This is a genomic window from Hydrogenophaga sp. GW823-FHT04C09 (genome assembly GCF_058796355.1).
On sequence record NZ_JBXAIO010000004.1, the window covers coordinates 87,544 to 102,858 of the forward strand.

Annotated in this window: 13 protein-coding genes; 5 read left to right on the top strand and 8 right to left on the bottom strand. The window is 70.1% G+C overall.

Features of this window, described 5'->3' with window-relative positions; translation table 11 throughout:
* Positions 1-18: 18 nt before the first annotated feature.
* On the top strand, positions 19-840 hold the full coding sequence (locus AC1Q9M_RS12690; RefSeq protein ID WP_492434098.1) for an acyl-CoA thioesterase: 822 nt from the start codon (positions 19-21) through the stop codon (positions 838-840).
* 7 nt (positions 841-847) lie between these two features.
* Here AC1Q9M_RS12690 and AC1Q9M_RS12695 read toward each other — a convergent pair whose 3' ends face one another.
* Positions 848-3,121 (bottom strand): patatin-like phospholipase family protein, encoded by a 2,274-nt coding sequence (locus AC1Q9M_RS12695; protein WP_492434100.1) that lies wholly within the window; start codon positions 3,119-3,121, stop codon positions 848-850.
* 189 nt (positions 3,122-3,310) lie between these two features.
* Between AC1Q9M_RS12695 and AC1Q9M_RS12700 the strand changes: the two genes are divergently transcribed.
* Positions 3,311-4,075, top strand: a complete 765-nt coding sequence (locus AC1Q9M_RS12700) for an enoyl-CoA hydratase (RefSeq protein WP_492434102.1) — start codon at positions 3,311-3,313, stop codon at positions 4,073-4,075.
* A gap of 61 nt (positions 4,076-4,136) precedes the next feature.
* On the opposite strand, the gene AC1Q9M_RS12705 is transcribed toward AC1Q9M_RS12700, so the two are convergent.
* On the bottom strand, positions 4,137-5,888 hold the full coding sequence (locus tag AC1Q9M_RS12705; RefSeq protein WP_382154182.1) for a tannase/feruloyl esterase family alpha/beta hydrolase: 1,752 nt from the start codon (positions 5,886-5,888) through the stop codon (positions 4,137-4,139).
* A gap of 163 nt (positions 5,889-6,051) precedes the next feature.
* Between AC1Q9M_RS12705 and AC1Q9M_RS12710 the strand changes: the two genes are divergently transcribed.
* Positions 6,052-6,654: a MarR family winged helix-turn-helix transcriptional regulator gene (locus AC1Q9M_RS12710; protein WP_492434104.1), complete on the top strand. Its 603-nt coding sequence runs from the start codon at positions 6,052-6,054 to the stop codon at positions 6,652-6,654.
* Positions 6,655-6,676: 22 nt separating this feature from the next.
* Here the strand turns inward: AC1Q9M_RS12710 and AC1Q9M_RS12715 are convergent, their stop codons facing one another.
* The gene (locus AC1Q9M_RS12715) at positions 6,677-7,051 is read right to left on the bottom strand and encodes a VOC family protein (protein WP_382154187.1); all 375 of its coding nucleotides are present in this window, start codon (positions 7,049-7,051) and stop codon (positions 6,677-6,679) included.
* 100 nt (positions 7,052-7,151) lie between these two features.
* Here AC1Q9M_RS12715 and AC1Q9M_RS12720 point away from each other — a divergent pair, with 100 nt between their 5' ends.
* On the top strand, positions 7,152-8,438 hold the full coding sequence (locus tag AC1Q9M_RS12720) for a putative DNA modification/repair radical SAM protein (RefSeq protein WP_492434455.1): 1,287 nt from the start codon (positions 7,152-7,154) through the stop codon (positions 8,436-8,438).
* 7 nt (positions 8,439-8,445) lie between these two features.
* On the top strand, positions 8,446-9,984 hold the full coding sequence (locus AC1Q9M_RS12725) for a UdgX family uracil-DNA binding protein (protein ID WP_492434106.1): 1,539 nt from the start codon (positions 8,446-8,448) through the stop codon (positions 9,982-9,984).
* Here AC1Q9M_RS12725 and AC1Q9M_RS12730 read toward each other — a convergent pair.
* The 5 genes from AC1Q9M_RS12730 to AC1Q9M_RS12750 are packed head-to-tail and all read right to left on the bottom strand — an operon-like array spanning position 9,885 to position 15,279.
* Positions 9,885-11,450 carry a bifunctional 3-(3-hydroxy-phenyl)propionate/3-hydroxycinnamic acid hydroxylase gene (locus tag AC1Q9M_RS12730; protein ID WP_492434108.1) on the bottom strand — a complete coding sequence of 522 codons (1,566 nt, stop codon included), beginning with the start codon at positions 11,448-11,450 and terminating at the stop codon, positions 9,885-9,887. The two genes, AC1Q9M_RS12725 and AC1Q9M_RS12730, sit on opposite strands and share 100 nt — an antisense overlap.
* A gap of 2 nt (positions 11,451-11,452) precedes the next feature.
* The gene (locus AC1Q9M_RS12735) at positions 11,453-12,319 is read right to left on the bottom strand and encodes a fumarylacetoacetate hydrolase family protein (RefSeq protein WP_492434110.1); all 867 of its coding nucleotides are present in this window, start codon (positions 12,317-12,319) and stop codon (positions 11,453-11,455) included.
* Positions 12,320-12,350: 31 nt separating this feature from the next.
* Positions 12,351-13,256: a VOC family protein gene (locus tag AC1Q9M_RS12740; protein WP_492434112.1), complete on the bottom strand. Its 906-nt coding sequence runs from the start codon at positions 13,254-13,256 to the stop codon at positions 12,351-12,353.
* A complete protein-coding gene (locus tag AC1Q9M_RS12745; protein ID WP_382328219.1) occupies positions 13,253-14,302 on the bottom strand; it encodes an amidohydrolase family protein in 1,050 nt (349 codons plus the stop codon). Before AC1Q9M_RS12745 ends, AC1Q9M_RS12740 begins: the two co-directional genes overlap by 4 nt.
* A 5-nt stretch (positions 14,303-14,307) precedes the next feature.
* Positions 14,308-15,279, bottom strand: a complete 972-nt coding sequence (locus AC1Q9M_RS12750) for a Bug family tripartite tricarboxylate transporter substrate binding protein (RefSeq protein ID WP_492434114.1) — start codon at positions 15,277-15,279, stop codon at positions 14,308-14,310.
* Positions 15,280-15,315 lie beyond the last annotated feature (36 nt).

Genomic DNA, 15,315 nt, shown 5'->3' on the forward strand with positions numbered 1-15,315 from the left:
CTCTTGCACACTGATCGCATGACCACACACGCTCTCGACCAGGCCGTCGCGCTGCACCCCACCGGCGCCCACCAATACCGCGGCGCCACCTCGCCCGCCTACGCCAACATGGTCGGGCCGTTCGGCGGCATCACGGCCGCCACGGCCATGCAGTCGGTGATGCAGCACCCCGAGCGCCTGGGCGAGCCGATCTCGCTCACGGTGAACTACGCCGCCGCGCTGGCCGATGGTGAATTCGCCGTCACCGCGCGGCCGGTGCGCACCAACCGCTCCACGCAGCACTGGGTGATGGAGATCACCCAGCCCGATGCGAGCGGCGCGCCCGTCACCGTGCTCACGGCCACCGCCGTCACCGCCGTGCGGCGCGAGACCTGGGGCGTGGACGACGAGCCCATGCCCAACGTGCCTTCGCCCGACCGCATCGCGCGGGCCTCGATCGCGCCGCAGGTGGCCTGGCCTCAGCGCTACGCCATGCATTTTGTCACCGGCATCATCCCCGAGCGCTGGGACGGCCAGGGCGACACCAGCTTGATCCAGATGTGGGTGCGCGACGAACCGCGGCGCGGGCTCGACTTCACCAGCCTGTCCGCGCTGGCCGACGTGTTCTACCCGCGCATCTGGCTGCGCCGCGCCACGCGCGTGCCCACGGGCACGGTGTCCATGACGGTGTACTTCCACGCCGGGTCGGCCGAACACGCCGCCACCGGCAGCGGCTGGCTGCTCGCGCAGGCGCGCGCCCAGGCCTTCCGCAACGGCTTCTTCGACCAGACCGCGCAGCTCTGGAACGAGGCCGGTGTGCTGCTGGCGACCACGCACCAGATCGTCTACTACAAGGAGTGACCCGCGCTCAGGGTCTGCCGAGGAACAGGTAGAGACCGGTGTAGCCGCGCGGCGCGCTCACGATGCTCAGGTAGAGCGGGCCGATGCCGGTGTCCGCGCCCACGAACAGGCTGGAGCCCGCGCGCAGGTCGCCCAATGAGATGTCCCGGCGCGCCGTCCAGGCGTTGCCGGCCTCCAGCGAGCCGCCCACGAACAGCGCGCGCGCCACGCCCACGCTCCAGGGCAGGCGCTGGTAGTAGGTGAGGCGGCCGAACACCAGGTAGTTGCCCGCCACCTGGCCCACGCGGTAACCCGAGAGCTGCTGGAAACCGCCGAGCGAATACTCGTCGATCGCGCCCAGCGGGATCTGGCTCGTCTTCGCCAGGCGTGCGCCAAAGTTGAAGGTGTGCGGGCCCCAGCTCTTCACGGCCGTGGCCGTGCCTTCGAAGCTGGTGAAGCTGCCACTGGGCGCGCCGTCGAAGCTGCGCCGGCCGAATACCACCTCGCCCTGCGCGCGGTAGCCGTGCGAGGGGAAGTTCGCGTAGTCCAGCTGGTCGGCGATCACCGCGCCGCGCACGCCGACCTCGCGCCACTTCAGCGAGGTGGTGGCGCCGGCCGGGATGGCGGCGGCCAGCAGCTCCGGCGTCACCTTGCGCTGCGCCGCGACCAGGCCCACACGCATGTCGCCCACGTTGCCGAGCAGGCCCATGGGCCAGCCGATGTCGGCGCCCACGCGCAGGCTCTGCCGCTGCACCAGCGCCAGGGCCTCGCCCTCGGTGCCGAACAGCTCCACCTTGCGCAGGTTCGCGTCCACGTAGGCCGCCGCGAAGCGGTCGCTGCGCAGGGTCAGCGGCTGGTAGATCTCGGAATAGAGGCCCAGCGTCTCGCCCACCTGCACCCGGTTGCGCCACTCGGCGCCGGTGTCGTTGAGCCAGTGCCGGTTGTGGCTGATGCGCAGGTTGAACGCGCCCTGGCCCTGGAAGTCGGTGCGCAGGTCCAGCCCCACGCGCAGGTAGTTCGGGCCCCAGGTGTTTTCGCGCAGGTGCACCTTGAGGTCCTCGGCGCCGTCCTCGCGCCGCGTCAGGGTGTAGTCCACGGCCTCGAAGTCGCCCATGGCCGCGAGCCGCTGCAGGTCGTTCTCCAGCTTGGGCACGTCCAGCCGCTGGCCTTCCGAGGTGTCCAGCGCGGTGGCCAGGCGCTCGGCGCGGATGTCGTTCACGCCTTCGAACGTCACCGAGGCCACGGTGCCGATGCGCCCCGTGTTGGCTTTCTCCTGCGCCTCGCGCGCGGCCACCCAGCGCTCGTAGCGCGGCGCGTCCGCGGAGAACCGCGCCAGGGCGTCGCCCACCGTCTTGGCGTAGTCGTTGCCGATCTTCACCAGCTCGGGCGCCCGGCCGAAATCAGACGAGGTGAGCTGGCCCAGCGGCGGCGTCAGCAGCAGGTCGTTCGGCGTCAGCGTGGCGATGCTGGCCTGCACGTTCTGCTCGGTCAGGATGTTCACCATCTGCGTGGTGATGCCGACCACGCTGCCCAGCGTCTCGCGCCCGGCCAGCGGCGTGCCGATGTTGACCGCGATCACCACGTCCGCGCCCATGCGCCGCGCCACGGCCACCGGCAGGTTGTCCACCAGCCCGCCGTCGCCCAGGATGCGCCCGTCCACCGCCAGCGGCGAGAACACGCCCGGCACCGACATGCTCGCGCGCAGCGCGGCCGCCAGGTCGCCGCGGTCCAGCACCACGGCCTTGCCGGTCTCCATGTCGGTGGCCACCGCGCGAAACGGCGTGGGCAGGCCGTCGAAGCTGGCCAGGTGGCGCGTGGACAGCGTGTAGCGCCGCAGCAGCATTTCCAGCGAGCGGGTGGACACCGCGCCCGTGGGCAGCACGAAGGCGCCGTCGCGAAAACCCAGCATCAGCACCGGCGAGAGTTCGAAGTCCTCTTCCTTGCGGCGCTGCGACAGCAGCTGGCGCGGTTCGCGGCGGTCGAACAGGTCGCCCCAGTTCACCGCCAGGATCTCGCGCTCGAGCTCGTCCGCCGACATGCCGCTGGCGTACAGCCCGCCCACGATCGCGCCCATGGACGTGCCCACGATCAGGTCCACCGGCACGCGAGCCGCCTCCAGCGCCTTGAGCACACCCACGTGCGCGAAGCCGCGCGCCCCGCCGCCCGAGAGCACCAGGCCCACGCGCGGGCGCTCGGCCTTCGGGGCGGGTGCCTGCTGCGCCAGCGCGGGTGCGCCGGTCAGCAGCAGGGCGAGCGCGCCGGCGAGGCCATGGACGAGAAGGGCGGTGAGTCGGGCTGGCATGGAACGGCACCTGTGGACAACGGCGGCGCCATGGCGCCCGGAAGCGGCAAGTGTAGGCGGCGGCCGTGTCCCGGGCGTGGCCGGAAACACCCTGTCACGCACCGGTCAGCCCCTGGGCGGCCCGCCTCAAAAAAGCACGCCCGTTCGTGGTAATTTGCGGGTCCTTTCTTCGCACACTGAGAGACACCCATGAGCGACATCCTCGTCCACACCGAAGCCGGCGTCAGCACCCTCACGTTCAACCGCCCCGACAAGAAGAACTCCATCACCGCCGCCATGTACGGCCAGCTGGCCGACGCGCTGCAGGCCGCGCAGGACGCCGCCGCCGTGCGCTGCGTCGTGCTCCAGGGCAACGAGACCATCTTCTCGGCCGGCAACGACATCGCCGACTTCCTCAACAACCCGCCGGCCGGCACGGATTCGCCGGTGTTCCGCTTCCTGCGCGGCATCGCGCAGTTTCCCAAGCCGCTGGTGGCGGCGGTGTGTGGCCCGGCCGTGGGCGTGGGCACCACGATGCTGTTCCATTGCGACCTGGTCTACGCCGGCGACAACGCCGCCTTCTCCATGCCCTTCGTCAACCTCGGCCTGTGCCCCGAGGCCGCGTCCAGCCTGCTGGTGCCACAGATGCTGGGCTACCACCGTGCGGCCGAGGCGCTGCTGCTGGGCGAGCCCTTCATGGCCGAGGCCGCGCTGGAAGTGGGCCTGGTCAACCGCGTGCTGCCCCCGATGGAGGCGGCCGGTTATGCGCAGGCCGTGGCCCGCAAGCTCGCGGCCAAGCCCATCAGCGCGCTGATCGAGACCAAGCGCCTGATGAAGAAGCACCAGACGCCACAGGTGATGGCCGTGATGGCCGAAGAGGGCGCCAGCTTCGGCCGCATGCTGGGCGAGCCGGCCGCGCGCGAGGCGTTTGGCGCGTTCATGGAACGCAGGAAGCCGGACTTCTCGAAGGTGTGAGGCGCCAGCGAAAAAGGCCTCGCTGATCGCGAGGCCTTTTGTCTGTCGGGGACCGCCGTGCTCAGTCCGCGCAGGTGTAGGACGCCGCCAGCGCGGCGTCACCCGAAACGTACTTCGGGTGCTGCGGGTATGAGCACATGGGCAGTGCCTTGGTGCCCGCCGTCACCGTGGGGTTCTTGCTCGGGGCGCGGTTCTGCTCCACCCAGTCCACCACCATCTGCAGGCCGTTGAACGAATTGGGAATCGCGGTCGCCGGGATGGTGGCGCCATCGCCATCGACCGTGTGGTTGGTACCGGACAGACCGTGGCCGGTTTGTGGCAACACCCACAAGCGCGCGAAAGCGTCCACCACCGGCCGGGTCATCTTGTCGAGCACCGACTGGTAGTAGTCCAGCTGCGCGCCCGTGGAGGCCAGGCTGTCGTTCGAGCCGATGGTGATCAGCACCTTGCCGCCGCGCCGGTAGAACGTTGTCAGGTCCGGGTTCGTCGCATCCAGGTGCCGCGAGATCTGGACCCGGCGTGCATTGAGGGCGCCGCCTTCCACGTAGTCCAGCGGGTTCGCATTCAGGTTCTTCATGAGGAAGCCCGTCACGCCGAGGATGCCCAGGTGGGTGTGGTTGGTGGCACCCGGGTCGGCACCTTCCTGGCCCACATGGCGGGCAGGGATGAGCAAGCCCGAGCCACCTGGATCGGTCGTGGGCGCCCACATGCCGAACGACGTGACGCCATTGGCCAGCGGGGTGGCAAACTCATAAGGTGAATAGATGAAATTCAGCGTCTGGATCTGCCCATCGGTGAAGCAGGCGGTGGCCGTGCTGTCGGTCGGATTGGGGTCGACGTTGCCCGGGCAGCGCTTGCTCAGCCACGGATTGCGGCCGGGCGCGCCCGCCTTGACGTTGAAGATGTCCCGGCAAGCCTGGTAGTTGTTGATGATGCCGTCGGCCAGGCCATCGAGCTTGTCGCACTGGCGAATGAACTCCTGGCGGATCGCCGCCACCTTGACGGGGGGAACCCAGTTTGCCAGGGGCTTCTCCTGGATGCGGATCAGTTCGGGCGCCAGCAGCAAGGTGGAGAAATTGACGATGGGCACGGTGAGGGCCGCGCCGTCATAGTCAGCCGGGTAGCGCTGCATCACCGTCAGGCCCTCCCGGCCACCCTGCGAGCCGCCCTGCCAATACGTAAAGCGAGGCTTTTCGCCATACATGCGCTCGGTCAATTTGACGCCCACATCGCGCGTCTTCTTCATCTGCATGAAGCCCAGGTTCATCATGGCTTCTTCGTTCAGGGCCCAGGTCGAGTCCAGGAAGCTGTGGCCGGAGTCGCTGCCCCAGGTGGCCGCGCCCAGCGCGAGGATGGCGGCAGACGGCGCGCCCGGCGCAAAGCCGTTCATGCCACCACCGCCCGTGTGCACCGCACGCAGGCTCCAGCTCGCCGGCAGCGAAACGCGGAAGTTGATCACCGGTGCGCTGGGGTCCACGGCATAGATGGCACCCGTGAGCGAACAGTAGGCCTGATTCGATCCCGCCGCGGCCGTCCAGACGGGCGCGTTCAATGTCACCGCCGACACCGGCTCGCCAATGTCCGCGACCGCGACGCTGGTGCCCAGCTTGGCCGCCGTGCAGTCGGCCGCGGTGATGGTCTTGGCATCAGCCGCCGGCAGCAGCGAGCCGGGTGCCGGAATGGCCAGGGAAGGTGTGGTCGGTGTGGACGGGGCCGCAGCTTCCTGGCCGCCACCTCCTCCTCCTCCTCCGCATGCCGCGAGCAAAACCGCAGTGCTGGCCGTCGCGAACGCGGCCATCCTGATTTGAAGCATGACTGTCTCCTACGTTTGTTTGTGGTGTCTTGCGAATGGTTTGTGCCCATGTCGCGAAACAAGGTTAGTTCAGTTAACTAAATAAAAAGACTGGTAAATACCCTAGGAGCTGAAGCAGGCAGAATCCACCCTCTCCGGTGCATCTCGTGCTGAGGAGAACTTCATGGACAAACAGCGCAGCCTCAACACGCCACCTTCCAAGACCGTCAAGAACAGGGCGCAGTCCCGCGACGGCGCAGAACCCGCTGCCGCATCGAAGAAAGGGCTGCCGCAGAAGGTGGTGCGTGCCAGGGCCGATGAACCCAAGCTGGCGATGGAGTCAACGCCCGCCGGGCGCCTGCGCGAGGGCGCCTTGCAGCAGCTGCTCGGCTACCAGTTGGCCCAGGCCTCCATCGTCACGATCGGCCTGTTCCAGGATGTGGTCGGGAATTCGCATTCGCTGCGCACGGTGGAGTACACCCTGCTGGCCTTGATCCACGCCAACCCGCTGGTGTCGCCCGCCCAGTTGACCAAGGCGCTCGGGCTGAGCGCCCCCTACATAACCAACGGCCTCGACAAGCTGGCTGGCCGTGGTCTGATAGTTCGTGAAACAAACGAAAACGACAGACGAGGCTTTCACCTTTCCGTGACCGAGCAAGGCGAGTCGCTGGTGAAGGAACTCACCAGGCGCTTGCTCGACAACGAAAAAGCCAGTTTCAAGACCCTGACACCGGCCGAGCACCTCATGCTCGCGGAGTTGCTGCACAAGCTGGCACGCTCGCGCTGAAACGAAGCGTGGGCGGCGAGACCTACTTGCCCTCGATGTCCTGCCCGATGCGCCACAACACGCCCGCCGGGTCGTTCAGGATGAAATCGCGGATGCCCCAGGGCCGGTCTTCGGGCGGCTCGGCGCGCACACCGTAGCGCTCGCCCAACCGCTGCGCCTCGACGTGCGCCCACCACGCGTCCACGTCCTCCACCAGCAAATGCATCATGAGGTTCTCGGCGAAGTCCTTCACGTAGAACTTCGTCAGCAGAAAACTGCTCCTGCCGGCATGCAGGTAGGCCATCTGCTCCGAAGCCCAGGCCTCGGTGAAGCCCAGGTCGATGTAGAAGCGCCGGGACTGGTCGAAGTCGATCGCGGGCAGGAAGGCCTTGATCTCGATGGTGGCCAGGTTGGGCATGGGCATCTCCTCGGTGTGATCGGCGCACTGTAGGGCAAGACGGCCGCCAAGTGACAGCCGGCGAGCGCCCGGACGAGATACTGTATAAAATTACAGCATGATGTCCGTCGCCCGCAAGATCCGCATCCTCGCGGATGCCGCGAAGTACGACGCCTCCTGCGCCTCCAGCGGTGGCACGCGCCGGGATTCGAGCGACCAGCAGGGCCTGGGGTCGAACGAGGGCATCTGCCACAGCTACGCGCCCGACGGGCGCTGCATCTCGCTGCTCAAGATCCTGCTCACCAACTGGTGCGTGTACGACTGCCTCTACTGCGTCAACCGCGTCTCCAGCGACGTCGAGCGCGCCCGCTTCAGCGTAGAAGAGGTGGTGAACCTCACGCTCGATTTCTACCGCCGCAACGTCATCGAGGGCCTGTTCCTGAGCTCCGGCATCATCCGCTCGCCCGACTACACCATGGAGCAGCTCGCGGAGGTGGCCCGCCAGCTGCGCGAGGTGCACGGCTTTCGCGGCTACATCCACCTCAAAACCATCCCCGATGCCGACGAGGCCCTGCTCGCGCGCGCCGGGCGCTACGCCGACCGCCTCAGCATCAACATCGAGCTGCCCAGCCAGGACTCGCTCGACGCGCTCGCGCCGGGCAAGAGCAGCCAGCAGATCCGCCAGTCGATGGCCGGCATCCGCCTGAAGCTGGACGAAGCGCGCGAGCAGAAGACGCAGGCGCAACAGATCCGCTCCTTGCCCGGCCGGCCCGCCGCCAGCGCGCCACCGCCGCGCTTCGCGCCCGCCGGCCAGAGCACGCAGATGATCGTCGGCGCCGACGCGTCGGACGACCGCAGCATCCTGCAGGTCAGCGCCGGGCTCTACGCGGGCTACCGCCTCAAGCGCGTCTACTACTCCGCCTTCAGCCCGATCCCGCACGCCAGCGCCCGGCTGCCCGGGCAGGCCGCGCCGCTGGTGCGCGAGCACCGCCTGTACCAGGCCGACTGGCTGATGCGTTTCTACGGTTTCGACGCGAGCGAACTCGTGCTGCCCGGCGGCATGCTGTCCATGGACATGGACCCCAAGCTCGCCTGGGCCCTCGCGCACCCGGAGTGGTTCCCGGTGGATGTGAACCGCGCGCCGCGCGAGATCCTGCTGCGCGTGCCCGGGCTGGGCGCGCACTCGGTGCAGCGCCTGCTCGACGCGCGGCGCGTGCGCCAGGTGCGGCGCGCCGACATGGAGCGCCTGGGCACGGCGGGCCGCAAGGCGCTGGACTTCGTGCACCTGCCGGACCACCGGCCCGGCGCGGTGCCGCTGGCCCCCCTCGCTCGGCCACGGTCTCGCTCACCCGCCGTGGGCGAGCAACCCGATCTGTTCGGCTGGGCCGAAGCTCCCGCCGCTGCCTGAGACGCCCATGCGCTGGCAGATCGAGTACGACGCCAACGACGTGCCCGCCTCGCTGCGCGCGCTGTCGGCGCTGATCGCCTGCGGCGCCGAGCCGCGCGACGTGGTGTGGCGCGACGGCACCGAAGGGCAGGGCGATCTGCTGGGCGAGGACGCGGCTTCGCCCACCAGCGCACCGCCGCCCGAAGCCGTGCCCCTGCGCGCCCTGCGAAACCTGCCGGCCGAGGCCATGGACCTGGCCGACACGGTGGCGCAGCACGCGCACCCCGAGCGCTTCCGCCGGTTGCACGAGCTCGCGCTGGATGTGAAGGCCGACCCCCGCCGCTGGCGCGACGCCCTGGACCCCCGTCGCCTCGCGCTCGAGCGCATGGCGCGCGAGGTGCGGCGCGAGATCCACAAGATGCACGCCTTCGTGCGCTTCCGCCAGATCGAGGACGGCGATGGCGGCGACACGCGCTATGTGGCCTGGTTCGAGCCGGTGCATCACATCGTGCGCGCGGCCGCACCTTTTTTCGCGCAGCGGTTCGCCGCCATGCGCTGGGCCATCCTCACGCCGCGCCTGTGTGTGCACTGGAACCGCGAAAGCCTTGTGTTCTCGCCCGGCGTGGACCGCTCGCTCGCGCCCCCGCCCGACGCCGGCGAAGCCCTGTGGCTCGACTACTACCGCAGCATCTTCAACCCTTCGCGGCTCAAGACCGCCGCCATGCTGCGCGAGATGCCGCGCCGCTACTGGCACAACCTGCCCGAGACGCAGGCCATCACCGAACTGATCCAGACCGCGCCGCAGCGCAGCGCGCGCATGGTGGCGCAGGCCAGCGAGTCGCAGCGCCGCCTGCCCATCGGCGCGCCTCGCGCGGCGGCGCGCGCACCGCGCACACCGCAGGAGCAGTTGGACGACCTGGGTCGCCGCGCGCGCCACTGCACGGACTGCCCGGTGGCCTGCAGCGCGACCCAGGTCGTCTGGGGCGAAGGCCGCGTGGGCGCGCGCCTGATGATCGTGGGCGAGCAACCGGGCGACCAGGAAGACCTCGCGGGCCGCCCCTTCGTCGGGCCCGCGGGCGCGCTGCTGCGGCGCGCCATCACCGAGCTCGGCTGGCCGGTGGAATCGATCTACCTCACCAACGCCGTCAAGCACTTCCACTTTCTGGCGCGCGGGAAACGGCGCCTGCACAAGACGCCCGGCCAGCGCGCGGCCGAAGCGTGTGAGCAGTGGCTGGAAGCGGAGATCCGCCTCGTCCAGCCGCAGGCGGTGATCGCGCTCGGCGCCACCGCCGCGTCCAGCCTGCTCGGCGGGAGTGTGGGCGTGGCGCAGAACCTGGGGCGCTGGCAGGTGCGGGCCGATGGCCTGCCGGTCTGGGTGGTGCACCACCCGGCGGCCGTGCTGCGCCGGGCGGAGTCGGGCGCGCCGCCGTTCGAGGATTGGGTGGAGGCGCTGCGCCCGGCTTGGCCTCAGGCCGCGCAGGCCTCGGCCGCCACGCCCAGCCGCGTGGCGAGTGCCGACAACAGCGCCGCCGCCTCATCGGTCGTGCCGGCCACGCCATACACATAGTTATCCGGCCGCACCAGCGCCGCCACGCTCTGGTGGCGCTGCAGCCACGCTTCGGCCACGCCGTCGGTCTCCAGCGCACCCACCGTGCCGAGCGCGACGCAGCGCAACCACGGCAGGGCGCCCGCCCCGCCGGGCACGGCCTGGCCGGGGGCCAGCACCAGCCGCCAGCCGTTGCCGGCGATGGCATCCATGCGCTGGCGCTGCGGGCCGCTGAGCAGCCAGGGTTGGGGGAACAGGCTGCCGCGCGCGGCGTGCTCCTGCGGTGCGAGCCAGCCGGTGGTCAGTGCGGGCAGGATGTCCTGGCGCGGCGTGTCCTTCACCACGCCGCCGCATTGAGCCAGCATGGCCGCATCGCGCTCCCGGGCCTTCACCGGGTCGCGTTCGCAGATCACCGCGCCCACGTGTTTGATGCGGCTGGTGAGTTCGCGCACGTGGGCCTTGCGCTCGTCGCCGTAGCTGTCGAGCAGGGCCTCGGCGCTCGCGCCGGACACCTCGCCTCGCAGCACGGCCGCGAGTTTCCAGGCGAGGTTGCTCACGTCGCGGATGCCCTGGCACATGCCCTGGCCGAGGAAGGGCGGTTGCATGTGCGCCGCGTCGCCCGCGAGGAACACGCGGCCCCGGCGCCATTGCTGCGCCACCAGGGCGTGGAAGCGGTAGCTCGACTGGCGCCACAGCGTGCCGTCCTCGGGCGTGATCCAGCGCGAGAGCAGGCGCCAGGTTTCCTCCGGCGTGGCGGCGTGTTTCGGGTCTTCGCCCGGGTTGAGCGAGATTTCCCAGCGGCGGTGGTTCTTCGGGCCGATGACCAGGGTGCAAGGCCGTTCGGGCTCGCAGTACTGCACGCTGACCTGGGGCAGCTTGGCCAGGCCGCGCTCGTTCATGAGCACGTCCACCACCAGCCAGGGTTCGTCGAAGTCCAGGTCTTCCAGCGGCATGGCCAGCGCGGTGCGCACCGCGCTGGAACCACCGTCGCAGGCGATGGTGTATTGCGCGCGCACGGTGCGGGCGGGCTCGCCCTGCGCACCGCCGATGGCGAGGTCCACGCCCTGGTCGTGCGGCGTGAGGCCGGTCATCTCCACGCCGAGTTCCACCACCACGTTGGGCAACTGCGCCACGCGCGCGCGCAGGACCTTCTCGACCTCGGGCTGGGTGAACACCATCGAGGGCGTGTGGCCCTGCGGAAAGGGCGGCGCCACCATGGTCATGCGGCGGATCAGCTGGCCGTCCACGCCGAAGTACTCGGAGGGCGTGAAAGGTTCGCAGAACGGTGCCACCGCATCGGCCACGCCGAGCTGCTGGAACACCCGCATGATCTCGTGGTCCAGCGCGATGGCGCGCGGGATCTGGTGCACGTCGGTGAGCCGGTCGCACACGTACACGCTCAGGCCCGCCTGGCCCAGCAGGCCGGCGGCCACCACGCCCGAGGGCCCGCAGCCCACGATGGCGACATCGAAGACGCGCTGCTGCATGGTCAGGCCTGTTCGTTCACGATGGGGTTGACCAGCGTGCCGATGCGCTCGATCTCCACTTCGAAGGTGTCGCCGGCCTTCATCCAGGCGGGTGGCGTGCGCGCCTGGCCGACACCGGCGGGCGTGCCCATCACGATCACGTCGCCGGCTTCCAGCGTCAGCACCTCGGCCAGCAGCGCGAGGGTCTCGGCCACGCTGAAGATCATGTCGCTGGTGTTGGCGTCCTGCATCACCTGGCCGTTGAGTCGGCCCTGGATCTTCAGGCCGGCGGCACCGGGCGGCAGTTCGTCGGCCGTCACCAGCACCGGGCCGAAGCCGCCGGTGCCGTCGAAGTTCTTGCCGATGGTCCATTGCGGCGTGCGCTTCTGGTAGTCGCGCACGCTCATGTCGTTGAAGCAGCTGTAGCCGAACACGTATTGCAGCGCATCCGCTTGCGTGGTGTGGCGCGGCACGGTGCGGCCGATGACGACGGCGAGCTCGGCCTCGTAGTCGAACTTGCCGGAGACGCGGGGCACCACGCCAGCGTCGCCGTGCGCGATCAGCGAGGAGCTGCCGCGGTAGAAGAACCAGGGGTAGTCGGGTTTCTCGCGGCCGCCTTCCTTGGCGTGGTCGAAGTAGTTGAGGCCCAGGCACACGGTCTTGCCGGGTTCGGGCACCAGCGGCGCGAGCGCGGCACCGGCAAGCGACTGCCGCTTGAAGTGCCCGGCCAGTGCGGCCTGGGCGGCGGCGGGCAGGTCCACGCCGGCCTTCAGCGCGGCGCGCAGGTCGGCGGGCACCTGGGGCTGGGCGTCGTGCAGGTCGACGAAGTCGGCGCCGTCGACGACGGCCAGGCGTGGCGCGCCATCGCGCAGGTAGGTGGTGAATTTCATGGTGCGGTCAGGTTGCGGAGAAAAAACGGGTTCAGGGCATGGGGGCGAACAGCACGCGGCGCTGCGCTTCCTTGAGCGTGGCGCCGGGCGGCGGCGAAATGCCCCACTGGTCGACGCGGCCGGGCGGCCATTTCCATTCCGCCGGGCCCCGGGGCACGTAGCTGTCGTCCACCTGCTCGACCTCGGCCGTGTACTCGATGACGATGCCGAAGGGGTCGATGAAGTAGTTGAAGAGGTTGTTGCCGGGGCCGTGGCGGCCGGGGCCCCATTCGATGGGGTGGCCGGCGTCCTTCATGCGGCCGCCGCCGCGCATCACCGAGTCGGCGTCGGGCATCAGAAAGGCGATGTGGTTGAGCGCGTCGTTGTCGGCCACGCCCACCGCGAGCGTGTGGTGGTCGTGGTTGCAGTTCATGAAGGCAATGGCCACGGTGCGGTCGGCCAGCGTGAAGCCCAGGGCCTCGGTGAGGAAGCGCTGCGTGTCGTCCACCGCGTGGCTGTTGAGCACCACGTGCGTGAGCCGCGCGGGCTGGTCGCGTTGCGGGCTGGTGTCCTCGGCGCGCGCATCGCCGTGCACCACCTGGATCACGCGGCCGTGCGGGTCGCGCAGCGTGAGGCCGGTGCCGCCGGCCGGGTCGTCGCGCAGCGGGCCGATGGGCGAGAGCAGGGTGCCGCCCGCGCGCGGCACGGCCTCGGCCACGGCGCGCAGCGCGTCGAGGCTGCGCGCGCGCAGCGTGACCTGGCGGATCTGCGGCACCGGGCCGCCCGCGTGCAGCGCGAGCAGGTGGTGGTCGCTGCCGGTGCCGCGCAGGCAGATCGCCTGCTCGCCGCGGTGCGCCACGCTCAGGCGCCAGACCTCGGTGTAGAAGGTTTCGGCCTGCGCCAGGTCGGGCACGTTCAGGGCCACGCTGCGCACGGCCTCGATCCAGGGGGAACTCATGGGGTGCTCACTTTCTTGTGCGGCAGGCCGAGGAAACGCTCGGCGTTCTGGTGCACCAGGCGCGCGGTGGTGTCGGCATCGAAGCCAGCGGCCTCGATGCGCTGCACCGGCGTGTGGTCGTGGAAGTTGAAGGGGTGGTCGGTGCCCACCATCAGCTGCGTGTCGCCGAAGCTGGCCACCAGGTGGCGCAGCGTGGGCGTGTCGAACACCAGGGTGTCGTAGAACAGGCGGCGCGCCTGCTTGGCCGGGGCTTCGAGCACGCTGTCGCGCAGCGCCGGGAACACGCCCCAGCCCTGCTGCAGGCGCGGCAGCAGCGAAGCCAGCGTGCCGCCGCCGTGGCTGAACGCAATGCGCAGCTTCGGCCGGCGCACCAGCAGGTTGCCGGTGATCACCGAGGCGGCGGCCAGGCCCACGTCGCCGGGGTAGGCGATCACCTGCTGCAGGGGCGCGGGGCCCACCAGGCGCTCCATGCCGGCGGGGCGGATGGCGTGCACGAACACCGCCGCGCCCAGTGCCTCGCAGGCCTCGAAGAAGGGGTCGAACACCGGTGCACCGATCGGCACGCCGTTGATGTTGCTGCCCACCTCCACGCCCGCGAAGCCCAGCGTCTTCACCGCGTATTCCAGCTCGCGGATGGCGAGGTCCACGTCCTGCAGCGGCACCGCGCCCAGGCCGGCCAGCTGGCCGCCGCCGGCGTCCACCATGGCGGCGATCTGGTCGTTGAGGAAACGCAGCAGCTGCTGCGCATCGGCCGCCGGCATCCAGTACGACAGCAGCTCGGGCATGGGCGACATCACCTGCAGGGCCAGGCCCATGCCGGGCAGGTCCTGCAGGCGCTTGGGCACGTCCCAGCACTTGTCGGCGACGGTGCGGTAGTTCTTGCCCGCGATCATCACGTGGCGGTGGCAGGGCTGCGCCGGCGCCATCGACGGCCAGTCGGCCGGCATGCTGCGGCCGATGTAGGCCGGGAAGTTCTCGGGCACGACGTGCGCATGCACGTCGATGCCGCCGCAGGTGCAGGAAGCCCGTGCCGCCACGCCGCTCATTCCGTTCACTCCGCCGTGATGCCGAGGGACTTGATCACCTCGCGCCAGCGCTCGTGCTCGCCGCGCATGAAGGCCTCGAACTCGGGCACCGACATCTTCGGTTCGGCCAGCGAGCCCAGCGTCTGCAGGCGCTGCGCCACCTCGGGCTGGCGCAGCACGGTCTCCAGGTCGCGGTTCACGCGGGCCACCACGTCGGCCGGCGTGCCGGCGGGCGCGAAGAGGCCGTTCCAGCCGGTGTACTCGAAACCGGGGAAGGTTTCGGCGAGCGCCGGCACATTGGGCATGTCGGGCTGGCGCTGCGCGGTGCTGATCGCCAGCGCGCGCAATTGGCCACTCTTGATGAAGGCGGTGAGCGCCGCGTCGGGCAGGCACACCAGCTGGATGCGGCCGCCGATCAGGTCCTGGATCGCTTCCGGTCCCTTGGTGTACGACACGTGGTTGAGCTTCACACCGCCCTTGACGGCCACGCTGTCGGCCAGCATGCCGGAGAAGGTCTTGGGCCCTTCGGTGCCGATGGTGACGGCGCCCGGCTGCGCCTTGGCGGCGGCCAGGGCCTGGGCCAGGTCCTTGAACGGCGCGGCGCTGCTGGTGGCGATCACGAAGGGGCTGCGGCCCACCAGGCGCACCGGCGCGAAGTCCTTCACGGGGTCGTAGGGCAGGGCCTTGAAGGTGAAGGCGTTGGTCACCATCGCGGCCGTGGTGGCGTAGTAGAAGGTGTAGCCGTCGGCGGCCGAGCGCGCGGCGGCCTGCGCGCCGATCACGTTCTGGCCGCCCGGGCGGTTCTCCACCACCACGCCCTGGTTCCACAGGCGGGCAAGCTGCTCGCCGATGTAGCGCGCCAGGATGTCGGGGCCGGCGCCGGCCGGCTGCGACAGGATGAATTTCACCGGCCGCTGCGGCCAGGCCGGGGCCTGGGCGTGCAAGGCGCCGGCCAGCGGCAAGAGGAGCGCGGCTCCCGCGAAGTCTCTGCGTTTCATGGTCTTGTCTCCTGGGCGCCGTGCGTGCGGTGCCGA

Excerpts from the sequence above, each read along its gene's own strand:
- AC1Q9M_RS12690 (WP_492434098.1), top strand. The coding sequence starts at position 19 with ATGACCACACACGCTCTCGACCAGGCCGTCGCGCTGCACCCCACCGGC.
- AC1Q9M_RS12695 (WP_492434100.1), bottom strand. The coding sequence starts at position 3,121 with ATGCCAGCCCGACTCACCGCCCTTCTCGTCCATGGCCTCGCCGGCGCG.
- AC1Q9M_RS12700 (WP_492434102.1), top strand. The coding sequence starts at position 3,311 with ATGAGCGACATCCTCGTCCACACCGAAGCCGGCGTCAGCACCCTCACG.
- AC1Q9M_RS12705 (WP_382154182.1), bottom strand. The coding sequence starts at position 5,888 with ATGCTTCAAATCAGGATGGCCGCGTTCGCGACGGCCAGCACTGCGGTT.
- AC1Q9M_RS12710 (WP_492434104.1), top strand. The coding sequence starts at position 6,052 with ATGGACAAACAGCGCAGCCTCAACACGCCACCTTCCAAGACCGTCAAG.
- AC1Q9M_RS12715 (WP_382154187.1), bottom strand. The coding sequence starts at position 7,051 with ATGCCCAACCTGGCCACCATCGAGATCAAGGCCTTCCTGCCCGCGATC.
- AC1Q9M_RS12720 (WP_492434455.1), top strand. The coding sequence starts at position 7,152 with ATGTCCGTCGCCCGCAAGATCCGCATCCTCGCGGATGCCGCGAAGTAC.
- AC1Q9M_RS12725 (WP_492434106.1), top strand. The coding sequence starts at position 8,446 with ATGCGCTGGCAGATCGAGTACGACGCCAACGACGTGCCCGCCTCGCTG.
- AC1Q9M_RS12730 (WP_492434108.1), bottom strand. The coding sequence starts at position 11,450 with ATGCAGCAGCGCGTCTTCGATGTCGCCATCGTGGGCTGCGGGCCCTCG.
- AC1Q9M_RS12735 (WP_492434110.1), bottom strand. The coding sequence starts at position 12,319 with ATGAAATTCACCACCTACCTGCGCGATGGCGCGCCACGCCTGGCCGTC.
- AC1Q9M_RS12740 (WP_492434112.1), bottom strand. The coding sequence starts at position 13,256 with ATGAGTTCCCCCTGGATCGAGGCCGTGCGCAGCGTGGCCCTGAACGTG.
- AC1Q9M_RS12745 (WP_382328219.1), bottom strand. The coding sequence starts at position 14,302 with ATGAGCGGCGTGGCGGCACGGGCTTCCTGCACCTGCGGCGGCATCGAC.
- AC1Q9M_RS12750 (WP_492434114.1), bottom strand. The coding sequence starts at position 15,279 with ATGAAACGCAGAGACTTCGCGGGAGCCGCGCTCCTCTTGCCGCTGGCC.